At 56.5% G+C, this 18,942-nt stretch carries 15 protein-coding genes; 12 read left to right on the top strand and 3 right to left on the bottom strand.

Annotation, left to right across the window (positions count from 1 at the left end):
• Positions 1–546 precede the first annotated feature (546 nt).
• Both F3J36_RS07465 and F3J36_RS07460 read left to right on the top strand, forming a co-directional pair.
• Positions 547–1,746, top strand: coding sequence for an AAA family ATPase (locus F3J36_RS07465; RefSeq protein WP_125311079.1), 1,200 nt, complete (start codon positions 547–549; stop codon positions 1,744–1,746).
• Positions 1,747–1,753: 7 nt separating this feature from the next.
• Complete coding sequence (locus F3J36_RS07460) at positions 1,754–2,725, top strand: ParB family protein (protein WP_058780984.1); 972 nt, start codon at positions 1,754–1,756, stop codon at positions 2,723–2,725.
• 506 nt (positions 2,726–3,231) lie between these two features.
• On the opposite strand, the gene F3J36_RS07455 is transcribed toward F3J36_RS07460, so the two are convergent.
• The gene (locus F3J36_RS07455; protein ID WP_166719349.1) at positions 3,232–5,163 is read right to left on the bottom strand and encodes an aliphatic sulfonate ABC transporter substrate-binding protein; all 1,932 of its coding nucleotides are present in this window, start codon (positions 5,161–5,163) and stop codon (positions 3,232–3,234) included.
• Between the two features lie 272 nt (positions 5,164–5,435).
• Here F3J36_RS07455 and ssuD point away from each other — a divergent pair, with 272 nt between their 5' ends.
• From ssuD to F3J36_RS07415, 8 genes are all read left to right on the top strand, one after another.
• Entirely contained in the window at positions 5,436–6,611 is a 1,176-nt protein-coding gene (gene ssuD / locus F3J36_RS07450) for an FMNH2-dependent alkanesulfonate monooxygenase (RefSeq protein WP_058758931.1), read from the top strand.
• Between the two features lie 14 nt (positions 6,612–6,625).
• Positions 6,626–8,032, top strand: a complete 1,407-nt coding sequence (locus tag F3J36_RS07445) for an FAD/NAD(P)-binding protein (protein WP_166719348.1) — start codon at positions 6,626–6,628, stop codon at positions 8,030–8,032.
• Between the two features lie 74 nt (positions 8,033–8,106).
• Positions 8,107–9,501, top strand: coding sequence for an LLM class flavin-dependent oxidoreductase (locus F3J36_RS07440; RefSeq protein ID WP_058780980.1), 1,395 nt, complete (start codon positions 8,107–8,109; stop codon positions 9,499–9,501).
• Entirely contained in the window at positions 9,498–10,517 is a 1,020-nt protein-coding gene (locus F3J36_RS07435) for a methionine ABC transporter ATP-binding protein (RefSeq protein ID WP_166719347.1), read from the top strand. The genes F3J36_RS07440 and F3J36_RS07435 overlap by 4 nt, the downstream gene beginning before the upstream one ends.
• A complete protein-coding gene (locus F3J36_RS07430; RefSeq protein ID WP_058780978.1) occupies positions 10,514–11,212 on the top strand; it encodes a methionine ABC transporter permease in 699 nt (232 codons plus the stop codon). Before F3J36_RS07435 ends, F3J36_RS07430 begins: the two co-directional genes overlap by 4 nt.
• Positions 11,209–12,084, top strand: coding sequence for a MetQ/NlpA family ABC transporter substrate-binding protein (locus F3J36_RS07425; RefSeq protein WP_058780977.1), 876 nt, complete (start codon positions 11,209–11,211; stop codon positions 12,082–12,084). The genes F3J36_RS07430 and F3J36_RS07425 overlap by 4 nt, the downstream gene beginning before the upstream one ends.
• Before the next feature lie 174 nt (positions 12,085–12,258).
• Positions 12,259–13,692 (top strand): MFS transporter, encoded by a 1,434-nt coding sequence (locus F3J36_RS07420; protein WP_152390888.1) that lies wholly within the window; start codon positions 12,259–12,261, stop codon positions 13,690–13,692.
• A gap of 3 nt (positions 13,693–13,695) precedes the next feature.
• The gene (locus tag F3J36_RS07415; protein ID WP_166719346.1) at positions 13,696–14,910 is read left to right on the top strand and encodes an acyl-CoA dehydrogenase family protein; all 1,215 of its coding nucleotides are present in this window, start codon (positions 13,696–13,698) and stop codon (positions 14,908–14,910) included.
• Between the two features lie 102 nt (positions 14,911–15,012).
• Here the strand turns inward: F3J36_RS07415 and F3J36_RS07410 are convergent, their stop codons facing one another.
• Positions 15,013–15,522 (bottom strand): ATP-binding protein, encoded by a 510-nt coding sequence (locus tag F3J36_RS07410; RefSeq protein ID WP_166719345.1) that lies wholly within the window; start codon positions 15,520–15,522, stop codon positions 15,013–15,015.
• Positions 15,523–15,897: 375 nt separating this feature from the next.
• Between F3J36_RS07410 and F3J36_RS07405 the strand changes: the two genes are divergently transcribed.
• Positions 15,898–16,431 (top strand): hypothetical protein, encoded by a 534-nt coding sequence (locus F3J36_RS07405; protein ID WP_166719344.1) that lies wholly within the window; start codon positions 15,898–15,900, stop codon positions 16,429–16,431.
• Between the two features lie 571 nt (positions 16,432–17,002).
• Positions 17,003–18,136, top strand: coding sequence for a glutathione-independent formaldehyde dehydrogenase (locus tag F3J36_RS07400; protein ID WP_166719343.1), 1,134 nt, complete (start codon positions 17,003–17,005; stop codon positions 18,134–18,136).
• A 199-nt stretch (positions 18,137–18,335) separates the two neighbouring features.
• Here F3J36_RS07400 and F3J36_RS07395 read toward each other — a convergent pair whose 3' ends face one another.
• Positions 18,336–18,830 (bottom strand): anti-virulence regulator CigR family protein, encoded by a 495-nt coding sequence (locus F3J36_RS07395; RefSeq protein WP_166719490.1) that lies wholly within the window; start codon positions 18,828–18,830, stop codon positions 18,336–18,338.
• Positions 18,831–18,942: the final 112 nt, after the last annotated feature.

Here is an 18,942-nt window from a genome sequence, read left to right as displayed (position 1 = left end):
GTGGGCTTGTGCTGACTACAGTGAATCCTGCTCATTTGGTGAGCGGATGATCGCAGAATCACTGACTACAGTGAACATTTACTTTTGCGCACTGGCTCACCCTGGCGCCGGTAGCGCTGTCCCTGCGCTAAGGATTACTGATTACAGTGAATCTTACGGCAGGGTTACTGATTGCAGTGAATGTTCTGCCAAGTACAGTGAACGCAGTTCATTCCTTTTCGCCACCCGCTGATTACAGTGAACGTGCGGACTGCTCTGTCAGGTAACGGCGCGCAGTATTTCACCTTAATCGCCCGCTTCTGCCGCACATGTCGGTTACTGATTACAGTGAATAGTGGCAGAGTGCCGCCCTTACACCGAGCACATTTTCATCAATTGATGGGTAAACAATCAACGCGCGCTACTGACTGCAGTGAACGTCTGGTTTAAACCCCTCTTGCAAAAGGTCTTTTTACAACGCGAGCCGATGATGAACAGATGAGATAGATTTGCCTCATGTGCAGGATTTCGGTATAAAGTCATAAATCCTACATGTGTGGAGCAAGTATGGCTAACGATGAGAAGCAGGTTCTGAAAGTCGCTCAACGCTCAGAAAGAATGCTGATGAGCCTGACGGAGCAGATTCAGGCGCAAAAAGAGGAGTTACACGAGAATACTTTTTACCAGGTTTATGCCAAAGCGGCGTTAGCCAAGTTGCCCAGGCTGACGCGCGCTAGTGTCGATTACGCGGTTAACGAGATGGAAGAAAACGGCTATCCGTTTGATAAGCGCGCGGCCGGCAGTTCCACTAAGTATGCGATGTCGATCCAAAATATTATCGACATCTACCATCATCGCGGCGTCCCGAAATACCGCGATCGCCATCCTGAAGCGTTTACGCTGTTTGTCGGTAACCTGAAAGGCGGCGTGTCTAAAACCGTTTCCACGGTATCGCTGGCGCACGCGCTGCGCGCGCATCCGCACCTGCTGTTCGAAGATTTACGCATCCTGGTTATCGATCTCGATCCTCAGTCATCGGCCACCATGTTCCTGAATCATGAACGTTCGGTCGGTTTGGTTGAAGCCACCGCGGCTCAGGCGATGCTGCAAAACGTCAGCCGTGACGAGCTGAAAAGCGAATTTATTGTGCCGTCGATTATTCCTGGCGTTGACGTACTGCCCGCCTCAATCGATGACGCTTTCATTGCTTCCCGCTGGGAAGAGTTGTGTGCGGAGCATCTGCCGCAGCAAAACGTGCATGCGGTGCTGTATGAAAACGTAGTGGCTAAGCTGAAAAAAGATTACGACTTCATCTTTATTGACAGCGGCCCCCATCTGGATGCCTTCCTGAAAAACGCCATTGCCGCTTCCGATTTGCTGATGACGCCGGTGCCGCCGGCACAGGTTGATTTCCACTCCACGCTAAAGTATCTGACGCGCCTGCCCGAGCTTATCGACATCATCGAAGAGTCGGGAGCCACCTGCCGGTTGCAGGGCAACATTGGCTTTATGTCCAAGCTGTCGAATAAAGCGGACCACAAGATGTGTCACAGCCTGGCGAAAGAGATATTTGGTGGCGATATGCTGGATGCGGCGCTGCCGCGGCTGGATGGCTTTGAACGCTGCGGTGAATCGTTCGATACGGTTATCTCCGCTAACCCATCTACCTATGTCGGCAGCAGCGAAGCCCTGAAAAACGCGCGTTCGGCGGCAGAAGACTTTGCCAAAGCCGTCTTTGATCGTATTGAATTTATCCGCCTGAACTGAGGTTATTATGAGCGCAAAAAGAATCACTATTGGCCGCACCTTCAGCCAGAGCCCGTTACAAAATGAACCCAGCGAGGATGGACACTCCCAGACGTTTATCCTTTCCACCGGTAAACGCGCCCTGTTCACCCTGGAACACATCACGGCTAAAGAGATAGAAGAACGTACGTACGTGGTGATGGAAACCAACGGCCGTGACCAGTCCGGTCTCACGCCAGAGTCACTGCGCGATATCATCCGTACCATTAAACTGCAGCAGTTCTTCCCGGCCATTGGCGTAAAGCGTGGCGATCGGATTGAAATCCTCGATGGTTCGCGTCGTCGGGCGGCCGCGCTGCACTGTAAAACCGGGCTGGATGTGCTGGTCACCGACGTCGCTATCTCTGCCGAAGAAGCCCGTCGTCTGGCGCAGGATATCCAGACCGCGCGTGAGCATAATCTGCGTGAAGTCGGCATGCGTTTGCTGTCACTGAAAGACAGCGGCCTGTCGCAAAAAGAGATTGCGCAGAGTGAAGGGCTGTCTCAGGCAAAAGTGACCCGCGCGCTGCAGGCTGCCAGTGTGCCGCTGGAACTGGTCACCCTGTTCCCGAACCATTCAGAGTTGACCTATCCTGACTACAAAACGCTGCTGCAGGCTTACGAAAAACTGCAGGAAACCGGTCAGACGGTCGATGCTCTGATTGAAACTATCGGTATGGATGTGGACAGCGTCTGTGCGCGTGAAGGCCTGGCGGAAGATGAAGTCAAGAATGGCATCCTGCGGCTGGTCCGTAACGGCAGCCAGACACTGGTGCAGGCGCCGGCTAAAGATAAAGTGGTGGCGACACCGCTGTGGACCTTCGCGGATAAAGACCGTTACGCCCGCAAGAAAACGCGCGGACGCATGTTTAGCTACGAGTTTAACCGCCAGTCCAGAGAATTACAGGAAGAGCTGGATCGCGTTATCACCGAGACGCTGAATAAGTATCTCAATCAGTAGTAGCGCTTTACCTCCGATGACCAGCAATCTGTAGCAGCACAATCCCGTACAACCTGAACCGTGCCGCTACAGATTGTTACCTCACCCACCTGATATCTCCCCCGTAATTTCATCCTTCGCCAGCGTAATTTCAGCGCTAAGTGCATGAAATCAAATCAACCTTAGCTGGAATTTCAGGCTGAAATCGCCAGCTCAGCGATGTAATACGATGAACCCGCGCCATCGCCGATTGAGGCTTTGATAATGGCCAACGCTGCTGGATGCGAAATCGACAATGAAAACAGCAGGGAGAATCCTTAACGGAATCTGCCAGAATCAGGCGACGTTCGCCATGGCGATTTCACCTCTAACTGTTTGAAAAAATAGTTTTTATCTGCAGGATTTCAGGCTGAAATCGCCCGAATTTCACAGTAAACCCTCATGCTGCCGTGAGAAAAACGAGGATTTAGCCAGACGATATTCAATGTGTTATCCACAGAAAACGTGGATAACTTTTACTGTAGCCGCTATGCCATAAGCGCCGTCTGGCTGGGCGACTGCCACACTGCATCACGCACGCGCACCGGTTTATGAATCAAACCGAGTGCATAAAAGCGGTCAGCGATAGTTTGCTGTTCTTTGATGACGTGGAAAACCATGGCCCGCGTCTGGTGGCTGCGACGGGATAAGGCACGTTCCACGGCTGCGAACTCCAGCCCCAGTTCCTGCGCCAGCATAGTGGCAGCTTCATGGCGATGATTATCGATAAAGGTCCCGGTTTGCTGCAGGCTCGTTACCAGCTGCTGCACGATATCGTCATGCTGCTGCACATAATCATGGCGCGCCAGATAAAACTGGTGGTTGCGCACCCGGCCTTCGCCCTTCTCCAGCACGCGCAAATCGGCGTTACTTTCTGCGGCACTCAGCAGCGGATCCCACATCATCCAGGCATCGACGGCCAGATAATCGCTGGCTGTGAGCGGATATTTCGGCGGCGTGTACACCACTTTAATTTCATCCAGACCGATGCCGCCTTCCTCCAGCAGCTGCAACAACAGCCAGTGAACATTCGACCCTTTATTTACCGAGATACGCTTACCCCGCAAATCTGCCAGGCTGTGAATATTACTGTCGCGTGGCACCACAATACCGACACTGCCCGGTGCCGGTGGCTCCCAGGCGATATAAGTCACGGCGTTACCGCTGGCCTGAGCGAAGATAGGTGGCACTTCACCGGTGGTGCCAAAATCAATCTCATTATTCTGCAACGCATACAACAGTTGCGGACCGGCAGGGAATTCACTCCACACCACGCTGATACCCTGCTGGTTGAAGCACTGTTCCAGCGTCTGGCGCGCTTTCAACACGCCGAGATTGCCAAATTTCTGAAAGCCAATGCGCAACTCGCGTTCAGGGCGCGCGGCCCCGCTGACGTGCGCGAAGGCCATGACGGCGGACTTGCGGCGCCCTTTTATAACGCCCATCTGTGCCAGATGCGTGCGTAGCGTGTGCCGGCTAATGCCCAGCAGCGTGGCGGCCTGCGTCTGATTGTTGTCCGCTATTTCCAGTGCGTTACTGATCAGACTCTGAATCACCCGATCAAACAGCTGTTGCGGTTCGCGTGTAATCTGCTGGCGCAGGAAGCTATCCAGCGTCGAATTGTCTGTTTCGCTGTATCCACGTTCACTGTAACCTGCCAGCCGCAGCTGCGTCGGCGTTAATGTCTCATCGCGACTGAGCAGCACCGCATTGTGCAGCGTATTCTCCAGCTCACGAATATTGCCGGGCCAGCTGTAGTCGCGCAGGGCTTCCAGCGCGTCAGGCGACAGGCGACGCGCCGGACGGCCAAGGCGGCGTGCGTACAGGGAGAGGAAATGCTGTGCCAGCAGCGGGATGTCCTCGCGACGCTGGCGCAGCGGTGGCAGGGGAACAACGGCGATATTCAGGCGATAAAACAGATCTTCACGAAAACGCCGTTCGCGAATCGCCTGGGCCAGATCGACATGGGTTGCGGCGATAACGCGCACGTCTATTTTAATGGCCTTGCGTGAACCGACGCGCGTAATTTCACGCTCCTGAAGGACGCGCAGCAGTTTAACCTGCAGCGGCAGGCTCAGTTCACCTATCTCATCCAGCAGCAGCGTGCCGCCCTGCGCCGCTTCAAACCAGCCAGGGTGCGCCTGAGTCGCGCCGGTGAAGGCACCTTTCTCATGTCCAAATAATTCAGCTTCTGCCAGACTTTCCGTCAGGGCGCCGCAGTTGACGGCCATAAACGGGGCATGCCGGCGTGGACTGTGATGATGCAGATACCGGGCGACCACTTCTTTGCCGGTGCCGGTTTCGCCCACAATCAGCACCGTGGCGTCGGTGGGTGCGAATTTATCCAGCAGCGACTGGAAAGCCAGCGATGCCGGGTCGACCAGGCGAGGTGAATCCGGTTGATTGTAAGGTGTCAGCATGAGGGTGGCTCCTGTAAAGGTCTGCCATCACGCTAAACCCGGTAAGTGGCAATGAACAGCAGGAAAAAAGCATAAGCAGTTGCATATGCAGCAAATGCTGTTGGCGTTGCGTTGCAATTGCAACAGACATGACGGGCTCTGATGACCTAACTGACTGAAAATGCAAAATCTCTGTTTCGTTAAAAGCTGGCATGCTTTTCGCTTACGCCTATATAACCAAATAGAAAGTTAAGAATGAACGTTTTCTCATAAAGTTATATAGGATAAGCATAATGGCCGATTCTGCGCACGAGAGCATAAATGTCTTCTGGTTCCTGCCGACGCACGGCGATGGCCGTTACCTGGGTACCACAGAAGGCGGACGCCCGGTTGATTTAGCCTATTTACAGCAGGTCGCGCTGGCCGCCGACAATCTGGGCTTCTACGGCGTCCTCATTCCGACAGGGAAAAGCTGTGAGGATTCCTGGCTGGTGGCTTCCGCGCTGGCACCCATGACGCGCCGGCTGCGCTATCTGGTCGCCGTCCGTCCGGGGTTACAGCCACCCACGCTGGCAGCGCGCATGGCCACCACGCTGGATCGTCTGTCGGAAGGCCGTCTGCTGATTAACGTGGTCACCGGCGGCGATCCGGTAGAGAACAAAGGCGACGGCATCTTCCTCAACCACAGTGAACGTTATGAAGTGACTCGCGAGTTTCTGGATGTGTATAGCCGGCTGATGCGCGGCGAAAAAGTAGATTATCAGGGCGAGCATATTCAGGTTGAAGGCGCTGAGGTGCTGTTTCCACCGGTGCAGGAAAACGGCCCACCGCTCTACTTTGGTGGCTCATCGGAGGCAGCGATCGACGTGGCGGCGCAGCAGATTGACACCTATCTCACCTGGGGCGAGCCACCGGCGCAGGTAGCAGAAAAACTGGCGGTCGTACGTGAGCGCGCTGAGTCACGCGGCCGGAAACTCGAATACGGTATCCGCCTGCATGTGATTGTGCGTGAAACCGAAGAAGAAGCCCGAGCGGCGGCGGATAAACTGATTGCCCATCTGGATGACGACACCATCGCTCAGGCGCAGAAGATTTTTGCCCGCATGGATTCCGCCGGTCAGGCGCGCATGAGTGCGCTGCACAACGGTTCGCGTGATAACCTCTACATTGCGCCGAATCTGTGGGCAGGCGTCGGACTGGTGCGCGGCGGTGCCGGCACCGCGCTGGTGGGAAGCCCGCAGCAGGTCGCTGAACGCATTCGGGAATACCAGGCGCTCGGCGTGACTAACTTCATTCTTTCGGGCTATCCGCATCTGGAAGAGGCGCATCGCGTGGCTGAATTGCTGCTGCCGCTGTTACCGCTGGCTCACGGTCAGCAGCAGCGCGCCCGTACCATTAACACTGGCCCGTTTGGTGAAACCATCGGCGGCGATAAGCGCCCATCGGCGAAACAGACGAGCGCCAGCTGATGCAGGAGAAGGCGATGGCAACAGCGCACATCATTATTGTCGGCGGGGGCTTCAGCGGCACAGCGCTGGCGATCCACCTCGCCCGCACGTCGCTCGTGCCGCTACTGATTACAGTGGTCGAACCGCGCGCCAGCCTCGGCGCCGGTGTTGCCTATTCCACGCCGGAATCGGCACACCGTATCAACGTGCCGGCTGCGCGTATGCAGCTCAGCGGAGAAGAGCAGGGCGCCTTTGATCGCTGGTATCGTCAGCAGCCGGAATGTTCACTGGATTCAGCAGCACACTGTGCCGATGGCGCGGTGTATCCGCAGCGCGCGCTCTTTGGCCGCTATCTGGCGCAGCAGTTTGCCGCCGCCGCTGAGGCGCATCCGCATGTCACTCTGCGTCACGTTCAGGCGCGTGCGCTGGCGTGGGAAGGGCAACAACTGCTGTTGAGTAACGGTGAAACCCTGACTGGCGACATCCTCGCGCTGGCGATCAGCCATCCACCGCCGTCGCTGCCACGCATGCTACAGCCGTTTGCCGACCATCCGGCGCTGATTGCCAACCCGTGGCAGCCAGGCGTGCTGGATAGCGTTGAGCCTGATGCATCGGTGGCGATTGTCGGCACCGGCCTGAGCATGGCTGATGTGGTAGCTTCGCTGGCGACGCGTGACCATCAGGGGCCGCTGCTGGCGTTCTCACGGCGCGGACAACTGTCACGCGCCAATCTCAGCGGCGAATGGCCGGAGTGGACACTGGGCGCGCAATCTCAGCCCAGCGCGCGTCGCTGGCTGCGGCATATTCGTGATGAAGTCGCTCGCGCTGCCGCGCAGCAGCTGCCGTGGCAGCGTGTGCTTGATGAGGTGCGTGTGCAGGGGCAAGCCATCTGGCAGTCACTTCCGCTACATGAACAGCAGCGCTTTGCGCGTCATCTGCGTTCATGGTGGGATGTGCATCGCTATCGCATTGCCCCACAGGTCGCCGCCGTCATCGCCCGGCGACAGCAGCAAGGTAGTCTGCAGGTATTGGCCGCTCGCCTCGTGGCGATTTACGCTCACCCGCAGCAGCTGGAAATCACCCTGCGTCAGCGCGATGGCACCCGGCAAAACCATGTGCTGGATAAACTGATTGTCACGACCGGACCGGGACATGAAGCGCTGACGACCAGCCAGCCGCTGCTGCAATCGCTCAGCGAGCAGGGCCTGATCCGCGCCGATGCGCTCGGCTTCGGTATTGATGTGGATCACCACTCGCGCACCCTCAACCGGCACGGCAAGCCCAACGCACGCCTGTTTGTCGTGGGCCCGGCGGCGCGCGCCCGCTTTGGCGAGCTGATGGGGTTGCCGCAGGTGGCCGATCACGCGGCCGCCGTAGCGGATGAAATTCTTAAGGTATTGCCTGTCGCTCACGCTGAGCGATGTCCCCCTTCCGCCTCCTGAACACTCAACATCCTGATAATTAACTGACGAACGCCGGGTCGCTGCACGATCACGGCCTCGCTATGGAGATTGCTATGCCATCGCAACGCGAAATACGCCTGAATGCCTTTGATATGAACTGTGTCGGTCACCAGTCACCCGGACTCTGGGCCCATCCCCGTGACCGCTCCTGGCAGTATAAAGATCTGGAATACTGGGTTGATTTGGCGCGCCTGCTGGAGCGCGGCAAGTTTGACGGCCTGTTCATTGCCGATGTGCTCGGCATTTACGATGTGCTGAACGGCAACGGTGACGCGGCGATACGCCAGGCCACTCAGGTGCCGGTGAACGATCCGCTGGCGTTGATTACGCCGATGGCGCTGGTCACAGAGCACCTCGGTTTCGGCTTAACCGCCTCGCTGTCGTTTGAGCATCCTTATCCGTTCGCGCGCCGTTTGTCGACGCTGGACCATCTGACCAAAGGCCGCATTGGCTGGAACATCGTTACCTCCTATCTGGAGAGCGGCGCGCGCAACATTGGTCATAAAGCGCAAACCGATCATGACAGCCGGTATGACTATGCCGATGAGTACCTGCAGGTGGTCTATAAACTGCTGGAAGGCAGCTGGGAGCAGGATGCAGTGCTGCGCGATCGTCAGCGTCGCATTTTCAGCGATCCCAGCAAAATCCATCCGATTAACCATCAGGGTACCTTCTTTAACGTACCGGGCATCCATCTGTGTGAACCCTCGCCGCAGCGCACGCCGGTGCTGTATCAGGCCGGTGCATCGAGCCGCGGCAAACAGTTTGCGGCTGAGCACGCAGAATGTGTGTTTGTCGCCGCGCCGTCCAAAGTGCTGTTAAAGAAAACCGTGGCCGACATCCGGCGTCGTGCAGCCGAAGCCGGTCGCGATCCGCGCAGTATTTTGATCTTCAACCTGCAGACGGTGATTGTCGGTGAAACCGATCGGGCGGCGCAGGCGAAGTGGCAGGAGTATAAAAACTGGGTCAGCTACGAAGGCGCGCTGGCGCTGGTCTCCGGCTGGACCGGCATCGACTTTGGACAATATCAGCCGGACCAGGTGCTGAAATACCTGCATACCAACGCCATTCAGTCAGCGGTTGAAACTTTCTCTACTGCAGATCCCGATCGTCAATGGACGGTGAAAGCGCTGGCTGACTGGGTGGGCATCGGCGGTTTTGGCCCGCTGCTGGTGGGCAGTGCGGCAACGGTGGCGGATGAGCTGCAGAGCTGGGTAGAGGAGACCGACGTGGATGGTTTCAACCTGGCGTATGCGCTGACCCATGAAACCTTTGAGGATGTGGTCGAGCTACTGATTCCGGAGCTGCAAAAACGCGGCGTTTACAAACAGGATTACGCCGCGGGCACGCTACGCGAAAAGCTGTTTGCCGCCGGGCCGCAGCTCAGTGCGCCGCATCCGGGTGCTGGCTATCGCGTACGCAGCGCGCAGCAGCAGGAGGTCATATGATCGAAATCGAGCGCCTGAGTAAACACTACCGTGCGCCGGACGGTCGCGTCACCGACGTGCTGAAAAACATTACGCTGCAGGTGCCGGAGGCCAGCATCACCGCGGTGGTCGGACCGAGCGGTGCCGGAAAATCTACGCTGGCGAAATGCATCAGCCTGCTGGAGCAGCCGAGCGGCGGCAGCATCCGGGTTAACGGCAGCGATTTATCCCGGCTGGATGGCGAAGCGCTGCGCCGCGCGCGTCGCGCCATCGGCACGGTATTTCAGTCTTCCGCGCTGCTGCAGCGTAAAAGTGCCTGGGAAAATATCGCGCTGCCGCTGCGCTATCTTGGCGTGGTCGAGCGCGATATCCGCGCCCGCGTCGGCGAGCTGCTGGAGAGTGTCGGGCTGAGCCACAAAGCCAGCGCCTTTCCCGCCCAGCTCTCCGGTGGGCAGCGGCAGCGCATCGGTATTGCCCGCGCGCTGGCGCTGCGTCCCTCTGTACTGCTGGCCGACGAAGCCACCTCCGGTCTCGATCCGGAAGCGACGGACACCATCCTTGAGCTGCTGAAAAAACTGCGTGACGACTACCGGCTGGCAATCGTGCTAATCACCCATGAAATGGATGCCGTACGTCAGGCGGCGGATGCGGTTGCCGAGATTCGCGATGGAGAGATAGTGCAGTATGGCACCGTCAGTGCGCTGCTGGCACAGCCGGACAGCGCGCTCGGCCAGCGGCTGCTGCCGCTGACGGCACAAGTCAGTGATGCCGGACTGGTGCTGCAGCTTAGCTACCGTACCGATGTCGCGGTGGCCAGCGACTGGATTTCGCGCATCAGCCAGCAGTTCGCTTTAAAGGTGGATCTGCTGGGTGCGCATGTCGAGCGGGTCAATGGCATCCAGGCCGGACGGTTGCAGGTGGGCATTCATTTTCAGCAGGAGCAGGTGCCGCTGGCACGGTTGCTGACGCAGCTTGAGCAGTATGGCCTGGCGGCCAGCGTTGCTGTCAGCGTGCCGCCGTTACGGGAGGCGGTATGAGCGTATCCGTGATAAGCCAGGACACACCCTGGCCTGAAATTCCGGCACTAATGCTGCCGGCGCTGGGTGAAACCGCGCTGATGGTCGGCATCGTAATGCTGTTTGTGGTGAGCCTCGGTGGCGTGGTCGGCGTGGTGCTGTTTAACACCTCGCCGCGCGGACTGTTTCCGCAGCGCGGTGTGCATCGGGTGCTGAGCTGGATCGTCAATATGGGGCGCTCGTTACCGTTTCTGGTGCTGATGGCGGCCATCATTCCGTTTACCTTCTGGCTCACTGGCACTACCATCGGCATTCCGGCGGCGGTGGTACCGATGATCGCCGCCGGGATTCCTTTCTTTGGCCGCCTGGTCGACAACGCATTACGTGAGCTGCCTGGTGAAGTTACTGCCGTGGGGCTGGTGTGCGGCGGTTCGCGCTGGCAGATCATCCGCTCCGCCCAGCTGAGTGAAGCGCTGCCGGCGATTGTCGCAGCTATCACGCTCAACCTGATCTCCATGATTGAGTACTCGGCCATCGCCGGCACCATTGGCGCTGGCGGCATTGGCTACCTGGCGGTGGTGTATGGCTATCAGCGGTTCGATAACCACATCATGATCGCCACCATCATAGTGTTAATTGCACTGATTCAGACCATTCAATTTTTCGGCGACCGGCTGGTTGCGGCCTTGCGCCATCCTCAGGGGACATCGTTATGACAACACAAGAATTTGAGTTACGTAAAACACGCCGCTGGCCGTGGCTGCTGCTGATTATAGTGGTCATTTTGCTGGCCGCCGCTGGCTGGTTCTGGCGCAGCCAGCAGCCGCAGGCGGTGGTATTTGGTACCACGCTGAAAGTGCATTATGAGCCGGCAATGGCCGGGGAACAGAAGCTGATCGACTATGTGGGTGAGCATATCGCGCCGGACTACGGCCTGAAGCTGGAGGCGGTCGGTGTGCAGGATCCGGTGCAGGCGGACCGTGCGGTAGCAGAAGGGCAGTATGCTGCGACGGTCTATCAGCATCAGTGGTGGCTGAAGCAGGTGGTCGATGCTAACGGCTTCCAGCTCACTTCCAGCCTGCCTCTGTTCCAGTGGGCCTTTGGTATTTACTCCGATCGCTACCACTCTGTGGCGGATCTGCCGCAGGGCGCAACCATTGTGGTGCCCGACGATGGGGCGAATCAGGGCCAGGCGCTCTGGCTGCTGGCGCGTCAGGGATTGATCACCCTCGATCCAACGGTAGAACCGCGCACCGCCAAACTGAAAAACATTGTCGGTAATCCGCACGGTTTCGTGTTCAAAGAGCTGGATCTGCTGACCATGCCGCGGGCGCTTAATTCGGTCGATGCGGCGATTGGTTATGTGTCGCAGTTTGACGCCGGTAAAGTCCCGCGTGACAAAGGCATTCTGTTCCCGCCCGCGCCGCGCACCTTTGCCTCGCAGCTGGTGATCGGTACGCCTTACCTTGAGCAGGAGAACATCGTCAAACTCAGACAGGCTTTTGCCGATCCGCGCGTACAGCAGTGGCTAAAAACCACCGATGACCCGCTGGTCAAAGGCGTACTGGTGCCGGTTTCTGCTGAATAACTTTACTGCCGAATACGCTACCCGGACCCGCATTGCGCGTCCGGGTTTTAGTGTTGGTGTCTTTATTATCTTATTGATTATATTGTAATTAATAGCAAATATTGTTGCTTTGGTTCCCTGCATAAAGCGCTTATAACCACCTCACCTGCACAACAAAAACAGACGTGAGGCGTTATGAGTACTCTTCCTTTAGAAAACACCTTGCCGGCTTCGCAACCGGTACGTTCGGTCAGTGATGTGGCAAGGCTGATCAACACCCGCAGTAGTAAAAACAACTATGCGCGCATGATTGTGTTTCTCGCGTTGGGTGGCGTGTTCCTCGACGCCTACGACCTGACCACACTGTCGTACGGCATCGATGACGTGGTGCGCGAGTTCCAGCTATCGCCGTTCACCACCGGGCTGGTCACCTCATCCATCATGGTCGGCACCATCGTCGGCAACCTGATTGGTGGCTGGCTGACGGATAAGTACGGCCGCTATTCGGTGTTCATGGCCGACATGCTGTTTTTTGTCGTATCGGCGATTGCGGCGGGCTTAGCACCCAACGTCTGGGTGCTGATTGGCGCGCGTTTCCTGATGGGCATTGGCGTGGGCATCGATCTGCCGGTGGCGATGTCTTATCTGGCGGAATTCTCTAAATTTGCCGGCAAAGGCAACAAAGCCGCACGGCTCGCGGCCTGGTGCCCGATGTGGTATGCGGCTTCCACTGTGTGTTTCCTGCTGATTTTTGGCCTCTATTTTCTGCTGCCTAAAGATCATCTCGACTGGCTGTGGCGCGCCTCGCTGCTGTTTGGCGCGGTACCTGCGCTGTTGATCATCGCGGTACGCAGCAAGTTTATGAATGAATCACCGTTGTGGGCCGCGAATCAGGGCGATCTGACCTCGGCGGTGCGTATCCTGCGTGATTCGTACGGTATTCATGCACACGAAGCAGAACCAGAAACGCCACCCGCGGCGGCGGCACCGAAGGTGAGTTTTCGCGTACTGTTTCAGAAGCCGTGGCGTGAACGCACCATCGTTGCCGGCGTAATGAATATCTGTATTTCGTTTGAGTACACCGCCATCGCCTTCTTCCTGCCGTCGATACTGGCGCAGTTTCTTGGTGCCGGTGTGTTCGAGACCATCTCAGCTTCGCTGGGGCTGAACGCGCTGTTTGCCTTTACCGGCGGGCTGCTGGGGATGCGCCTGGCGTGGAAATATCCGTCACGCCACGTGGCGATCGCTGGTTTTGCGCTGCAGTTTTTGGCTCTGGTGGCGCTGGCACTGATTGGCCACCCGCAGGCGCTAGTGGGTATCGTGTTCGCGGTGCTGATGCTCGGGCTGTGGCTGTTCGCTGAAGGCTTTGGCCCGGGCGCGCAGCTGATGGTCTATCCGGCGCTCTCGTATCCCACCTCGATTCGCGCGACTGGCGTCGGCTTTAGCCGTGCGCTGTCGGGCATCGGCAGTGCGCTGGCGCTGTTCATTCTGCCGATTCTGCAGGCGGCGCTCGGCACCAACATGTTCTGGGTGGTATCGCTGGCCGCCATCATTCCGATCTTTTTCCTGCTGGCGGTGCGTCACGAACCCACCCGCCACGACATCGACGACCTTTCCCCTCAGGAGTAAAACATGAGCATTCTCTCTACCGGTACTGACTATGACACGCTGGCGGCGCACTTCCGACCGCTGTTTGCCCGCATCGCGGCGGGCGCAGCGGAACGCGAGCGTACGCGTACCTTGCCTTATGAACCACTGCAGTGGCTGAAGGAGGCCGGCTTTGGCACGGTGCGTATTCCACAGCAAAAAGGTGGCTGGGGCGCCTCGCTGCCGCAGCTGTTTCAGCTGTTGATTGAGCTGGCGGAAGCAGATTCCAACCTGCCGCAGGCGCTGCGCGCGCACTTTGCTTTTGTCGAGGACCGGCTCAACCAGCCGGACAATGTGGAGCGCGATGCGTGGTTTCGGCGTTTTGTTGATGGCGAGCTGGTGGGCAGCGGCTGGACGGAGATCGGCAACGTCAGGCTGGGCGACGTGGTCACCCGCGTCACGCCTGCCGCCAATGGCTGGACGCTGAATGGCGAGAAGTTTTACAGCACCGGTACGCTGTTCGCCGACTGGATAGATGTTTACGCGCGCCGCGATGACAATCAGGGTGACGTGATCGCGCTGGTGAATACGCATCAGCCGGGCGTCACGCGCGAAGATGACTGGGACGGATTTGGCCAGCGCCTGACCGGCAGCGGCACGACGCGCTTCGAGCACGCGCATGTGGAGACGCAGCACGTGTATGATTTTGCCACGCGCTTCCGTTATCAGACTGCGTATTACCAGCACGTGTTGCTGGCGACGCTGGCGGGCATTGCGCGCGCGGTGGCGCGGGACGGGGCGGCAGCCGTTGCCGCACGCAACCGCGTTTACAGTCACGGCAACGGAGCTGCCTCGCGGCAGGATGCGCAGGTGCTGCAGGTGGTGGGCGAGATCACCAGTCTGGCATTTGCTGTCGAAGCCACGGTGATTCGCGCTACCCATTCACTGCAATCAGCATATGAAGCACACGTCAGTGCCGATGAAGCGGCTATCGCCGCCATCAACAACCTGGCGGAAGCCGAGGCCGGACAGGCGCAGGTGATCGCCAGCGAGCTGGTGCCGCGTGCCGCCACCGAACTGTTTAATGCGCTTGGCGCGTCGGATACGCGCGTCAGCAAAGCGCTGGATCGTCACTGGCGCAATGCGCGCACCGTCTCGTCGCATAACCCGGTGATCTACAAAGCGCGCGACATCGGTGACTGGAAAGTCAACGGCACGCCGCCAACCGGCATCTGGCAAATCGGCAGGGGAGAGGGGTAACCAGCCTTGATGAGCAAACGGCGCCGTTATCGGGCGCCGTTTAATGGCGCAGAATCCGGCTGCGTCATGGAATTAGCACGTCATAAGCCGCAACCCGGCGGCTTAAGAGCGGTATTCAATAATATTGAAACCTTCATCAGCCGCTGGCGCTGAGAAATAACGGCTTATGATTTCAAACTGTTCATCTGAAGCGGCATAATCGTGGGTGCCGGCTGCGTTACGGGCACGTAATCGGCTCTTACACACCTCATCAGGGACGTTAAGGAAATGCAGGTGGTTAGCAGCACCTGATGCTTTAATGATACTCATCATCCATTCACGACTGGCGGGTGTATTAGCCGGAAAATCCAGGACTACCGACATCCCCGCGTTAAGTAATGACACCAGATGCGGTTTCATGGCATTTCTGAGCTTAGAGGAATACTGCACGTAATCCGCGACCGTGTGCATTTCATCGGCATAGAGCGCTGCAAGCCAGCGATCCTCACTGATAATGAGAGTGTGCGGTGCAGCGCCTAATTTTGCGGATAACGTAGATTTACCCGACGCAATTTTTCCACATAACAGGTGAAGCGTGGCTTTTTCAGGTGATGCGACATCGGTGGTGTTCATGGCTGACCTCACTGGTTGATTACCGGTAAGGCCCGCCTTACCGGCGGGAAAATGGCAAACGTTATCCCACCTGAACGTGCAAGGTGATAATAATGATTGCGGAAGACAGAGTTGAGCAAGTTTTCATCGTTTTAAACTAACAGGTTAAATCGCAATAATCACCTTGTGCTTTGCTTTAGCTGTGATGGCAGCGTGTTGTTGATAGCGGAGTGCGCAGGGGGTAGGGCCGTTTGGGGCCGGGAGCGGACATTGTTCAGGTGTCAGGCAGGTATCTCAGGGACAGATTATCCCCGGATGGCTGGCTTAATATCTGTTAAAGATTTCACGCCCACAGGCCGATAAAAACAGGAGCGACAGAAACGTAAGGAGATGCGCATGTATGGAAAACTGGTCATTACGGGAATAATAGTAACGTTGTTAAGTGGATGTTCGGCTGGGTTTAGGCCTTCTCTGGAAGACTATAAAGGTGCAGATGCAGCCAGGGTTCGTGCTGCATCTGAGGGCAATACAGCCCTGCAATTTTACGAAAAACAACCGAGTGGCTGTTATAAAAAAGTTTTAGAGCGCCGGGTTACAGCTGGTCTGGCTATTCTCGGTATTCCTGTGTCAGGAAATAAAAAAATCGGAATGCCAGAATCAAGTAACAATAAAGGGGCTTTCATAAATGAATTTACGATCAAGCCGGGGCAACTGATAAGTATAATTCATTACTGGACTCAGCCGGGCTACTACCAAAATACAGAACGATCTGTCTCCACCAGATTCATTCCTCAGCCAAATCATGATTACGATATCGTCGTCACTGGCTCAGAATTTGGCGGGGATAGCGTATCGGTGAGAGATCTGGATCCAGGCGCTAAGATAGTTGGATGGGAAGGCAATTACTGCCCCTCCGGTATATTTGATTAATTGCATGACGCTGGTCACCGTGTGTACGCTTAAGCCCACCCTGGAGTGGGCTTTTTTATGTGTTAATAAAAGCGCTTGCTTATGCTGGAAGTGCGTCGGGGGTCAGGAAAAATCAATGACGATAAGCGAACGGCAAATACTGCATTCAGGATGAACTGCAGAAAAATAATGATGAAAGCCGCGGCACTCAGCAAGGTGCGCTTTTCCTTCAGGATAAACCTCAGTCCGGACAACGCCGCACCGGGTCGCTGGATAAAAAGCAGGGGATAGCCGGCCGGACGTTGAGGGCAATAGCGGTTACGGGATTCAGTGCAAGGCTAAGTCAGCGTAGCGGTGTGGTGCGCCAGGGGTCTGGAAGAAGGCGGAGACAAAAGACGTTTAGCGAAACGGCGCTTACAATTCATAGAGTTACATAATATTAATGCCACCAGTCGACTTCATGCGCTGTTCTACACTTACACATTCAATCAAGCCTTTTGATTGAAAAAGCAGCATCACTGAGAGGGAGGCGACCGCAAAGCGTCACGCAGCCGCAGACTTCATAACTGATCATGCACGTGAGGAGAACATCATGAAAGCAGTTGTCTATAACGGACCTTTTGACGTTTCAGTCAAAGAGGTTCCGGATCCCAAAATCGTTCGCCCTACCGATGTGCTTGTCCGTATTACCACCACCAATATCTGCGGTTCAGATCTGCATATGTACGAAGGACGAACCAGCTTCAAACAGGGTCGCATCTTTGGCCATGAAAATCTGGGGCAGGTCATTGAAATCGGCAGTGCGGTTGAGCGGGTCAAAGTTGGCGATTATGTCTGCCTGCCCTTTAATGTCGGCTGCGGATTCTGTGAAAATTGCGAGAAAGGGTTAACCGGCTATTGCCTGACGGCAAATCCGGGTACGGCCGGTGCCGCCTATGGCTTTGCTGAAATGGGCGAATGGGATGGCGGACAGGCTGAGTTACTGCGTGTTCCCTATGCTGACTTTAACTGTCTGGTGCTGCCGCCGGATGCGGTTGAAAAAGAGGAGGACTACGTTTTACTTTCCGACATCTTCCCCACCGGCTGGCATGCCACTGAACTGGCAGGATTGCGCCCCGGAGAGAGTGTGGCGATTTACGGTGCGGGCCCGGTCGGCTTGATGGCGGCTCACTCGGCCATGATTAAAGGCGCATCGCAGGTGTTTGTGGTTGATACCCATCCGGACAGACTGGCGCTGGCCGAACAACTGGGTGCAGTAGCGATCAATGGTGTGGGCGATGAGGCAGTAAATAAAATTCTCGAGTTAACCGACGGGCGCGGCACGGATTGCGGTTGCGAGTGTGTGGGGTATCAATGTTGCAATAAACATGGCCACGAGGATAACTCTGCCACGCTCAACAGCCTTGTCGCGTCAACTAAAGCCACGGGCGGCATCGGTGCGGTCGGCGTTTTTGTTCCGCAGGATCCCGGAGGCGCGACCGACCTGGCCAAAGAGGGTAAAGTGCCATTCGATTTTGGGAATTTCTGGTTCAAAGGTCAGTCAATCAAGACCGGTCAGTGTAATGTCAAAGCGTACAACCGCCAGCTCGCAAGGCTTATCCATCAGGGCAGGGCCAATCCGGCGCAGATCATTTCCCATCGACTCGCTCTGGCGGACGCTGCCGAAGGCTATAAGCATTTTGATGATCGTGATAATGGCTGGACAAAAGTCATTCTGAAACCCTGAAAGCCAGGTAACTCAGAAGAGCTAAGACACATTCAGGCGGTGGGAAGAGGGAGAACGAAAACTGCCTGTCTGTGGCTGGCTATATCTGGCATTACCACGCTTATGACACATCAGCGCAAACCCGATAAAGCGCTTAAGCAGACCCGCTATTAAGCGCCCTGAACTGAGCTGCAAGACGCCAGATATCTGCATACTGGGGTTAGTTAAACACACCGTTAATCACTGCGGTCACAACTGCTGTGCTCAACGCAATAAGCACTAAATCATCTCCCACCGCGCGCCACTCGTAGCCGGGGTAATGAGGCAGCGCATTTATCATGGATGCTGGCAAATTTTTCTTAGTAATACCCGGTGGCAATGCTTTCCCACGCGCCACTTTCTTAGCGATTCCCGGCGGCAGAGACTGATAGCCTACCAAGCCATAGTTGACGGCGAGCGCTCGTGCCTGAGAGAAGCTAATATCAGATTGAACATGATCGGGGTGCCGGGCGTTCTTGCGTTGTCCATGTCCGTTTTTCGACGATGCGTAACCCTGCTCTTTATTCCCGTGCGCGCCATTATTACCGTGATTGCCATTGCCATTGCCATTGCCATTGCCATTGCCATTGCCAGGGTTTGCATAAGCCGGTGCAACAAAAACGGCGAAACCAATCATCAGAGCAAAGGTTGTTTTAAGCGTGCGTTGCGCGAGCATGACAAATGTCCTTAATAGTATGTATTGCCTTATTGAAATATAGAACGAGGCGGCAATCTTAACCATCACCTCATTTCTGAAATATCAGTAATGTAATAAGGCTGACATTTCT

Origin of the sequence: Pantoea sp. Cy-640, from assembly GCF_011752635.1 — a bacterium.
Lineage (GTDB): Bacteria > Pseudomonadota > Gammaproteobacteria > Enterobacterales > Enterobacteriaceae > Pantoea > Pantoea dispersa.
Note: the sequence above shows the minus strand (reverse complement) of the source record. Positions and strands in the feature narration are given on the sequence as shown.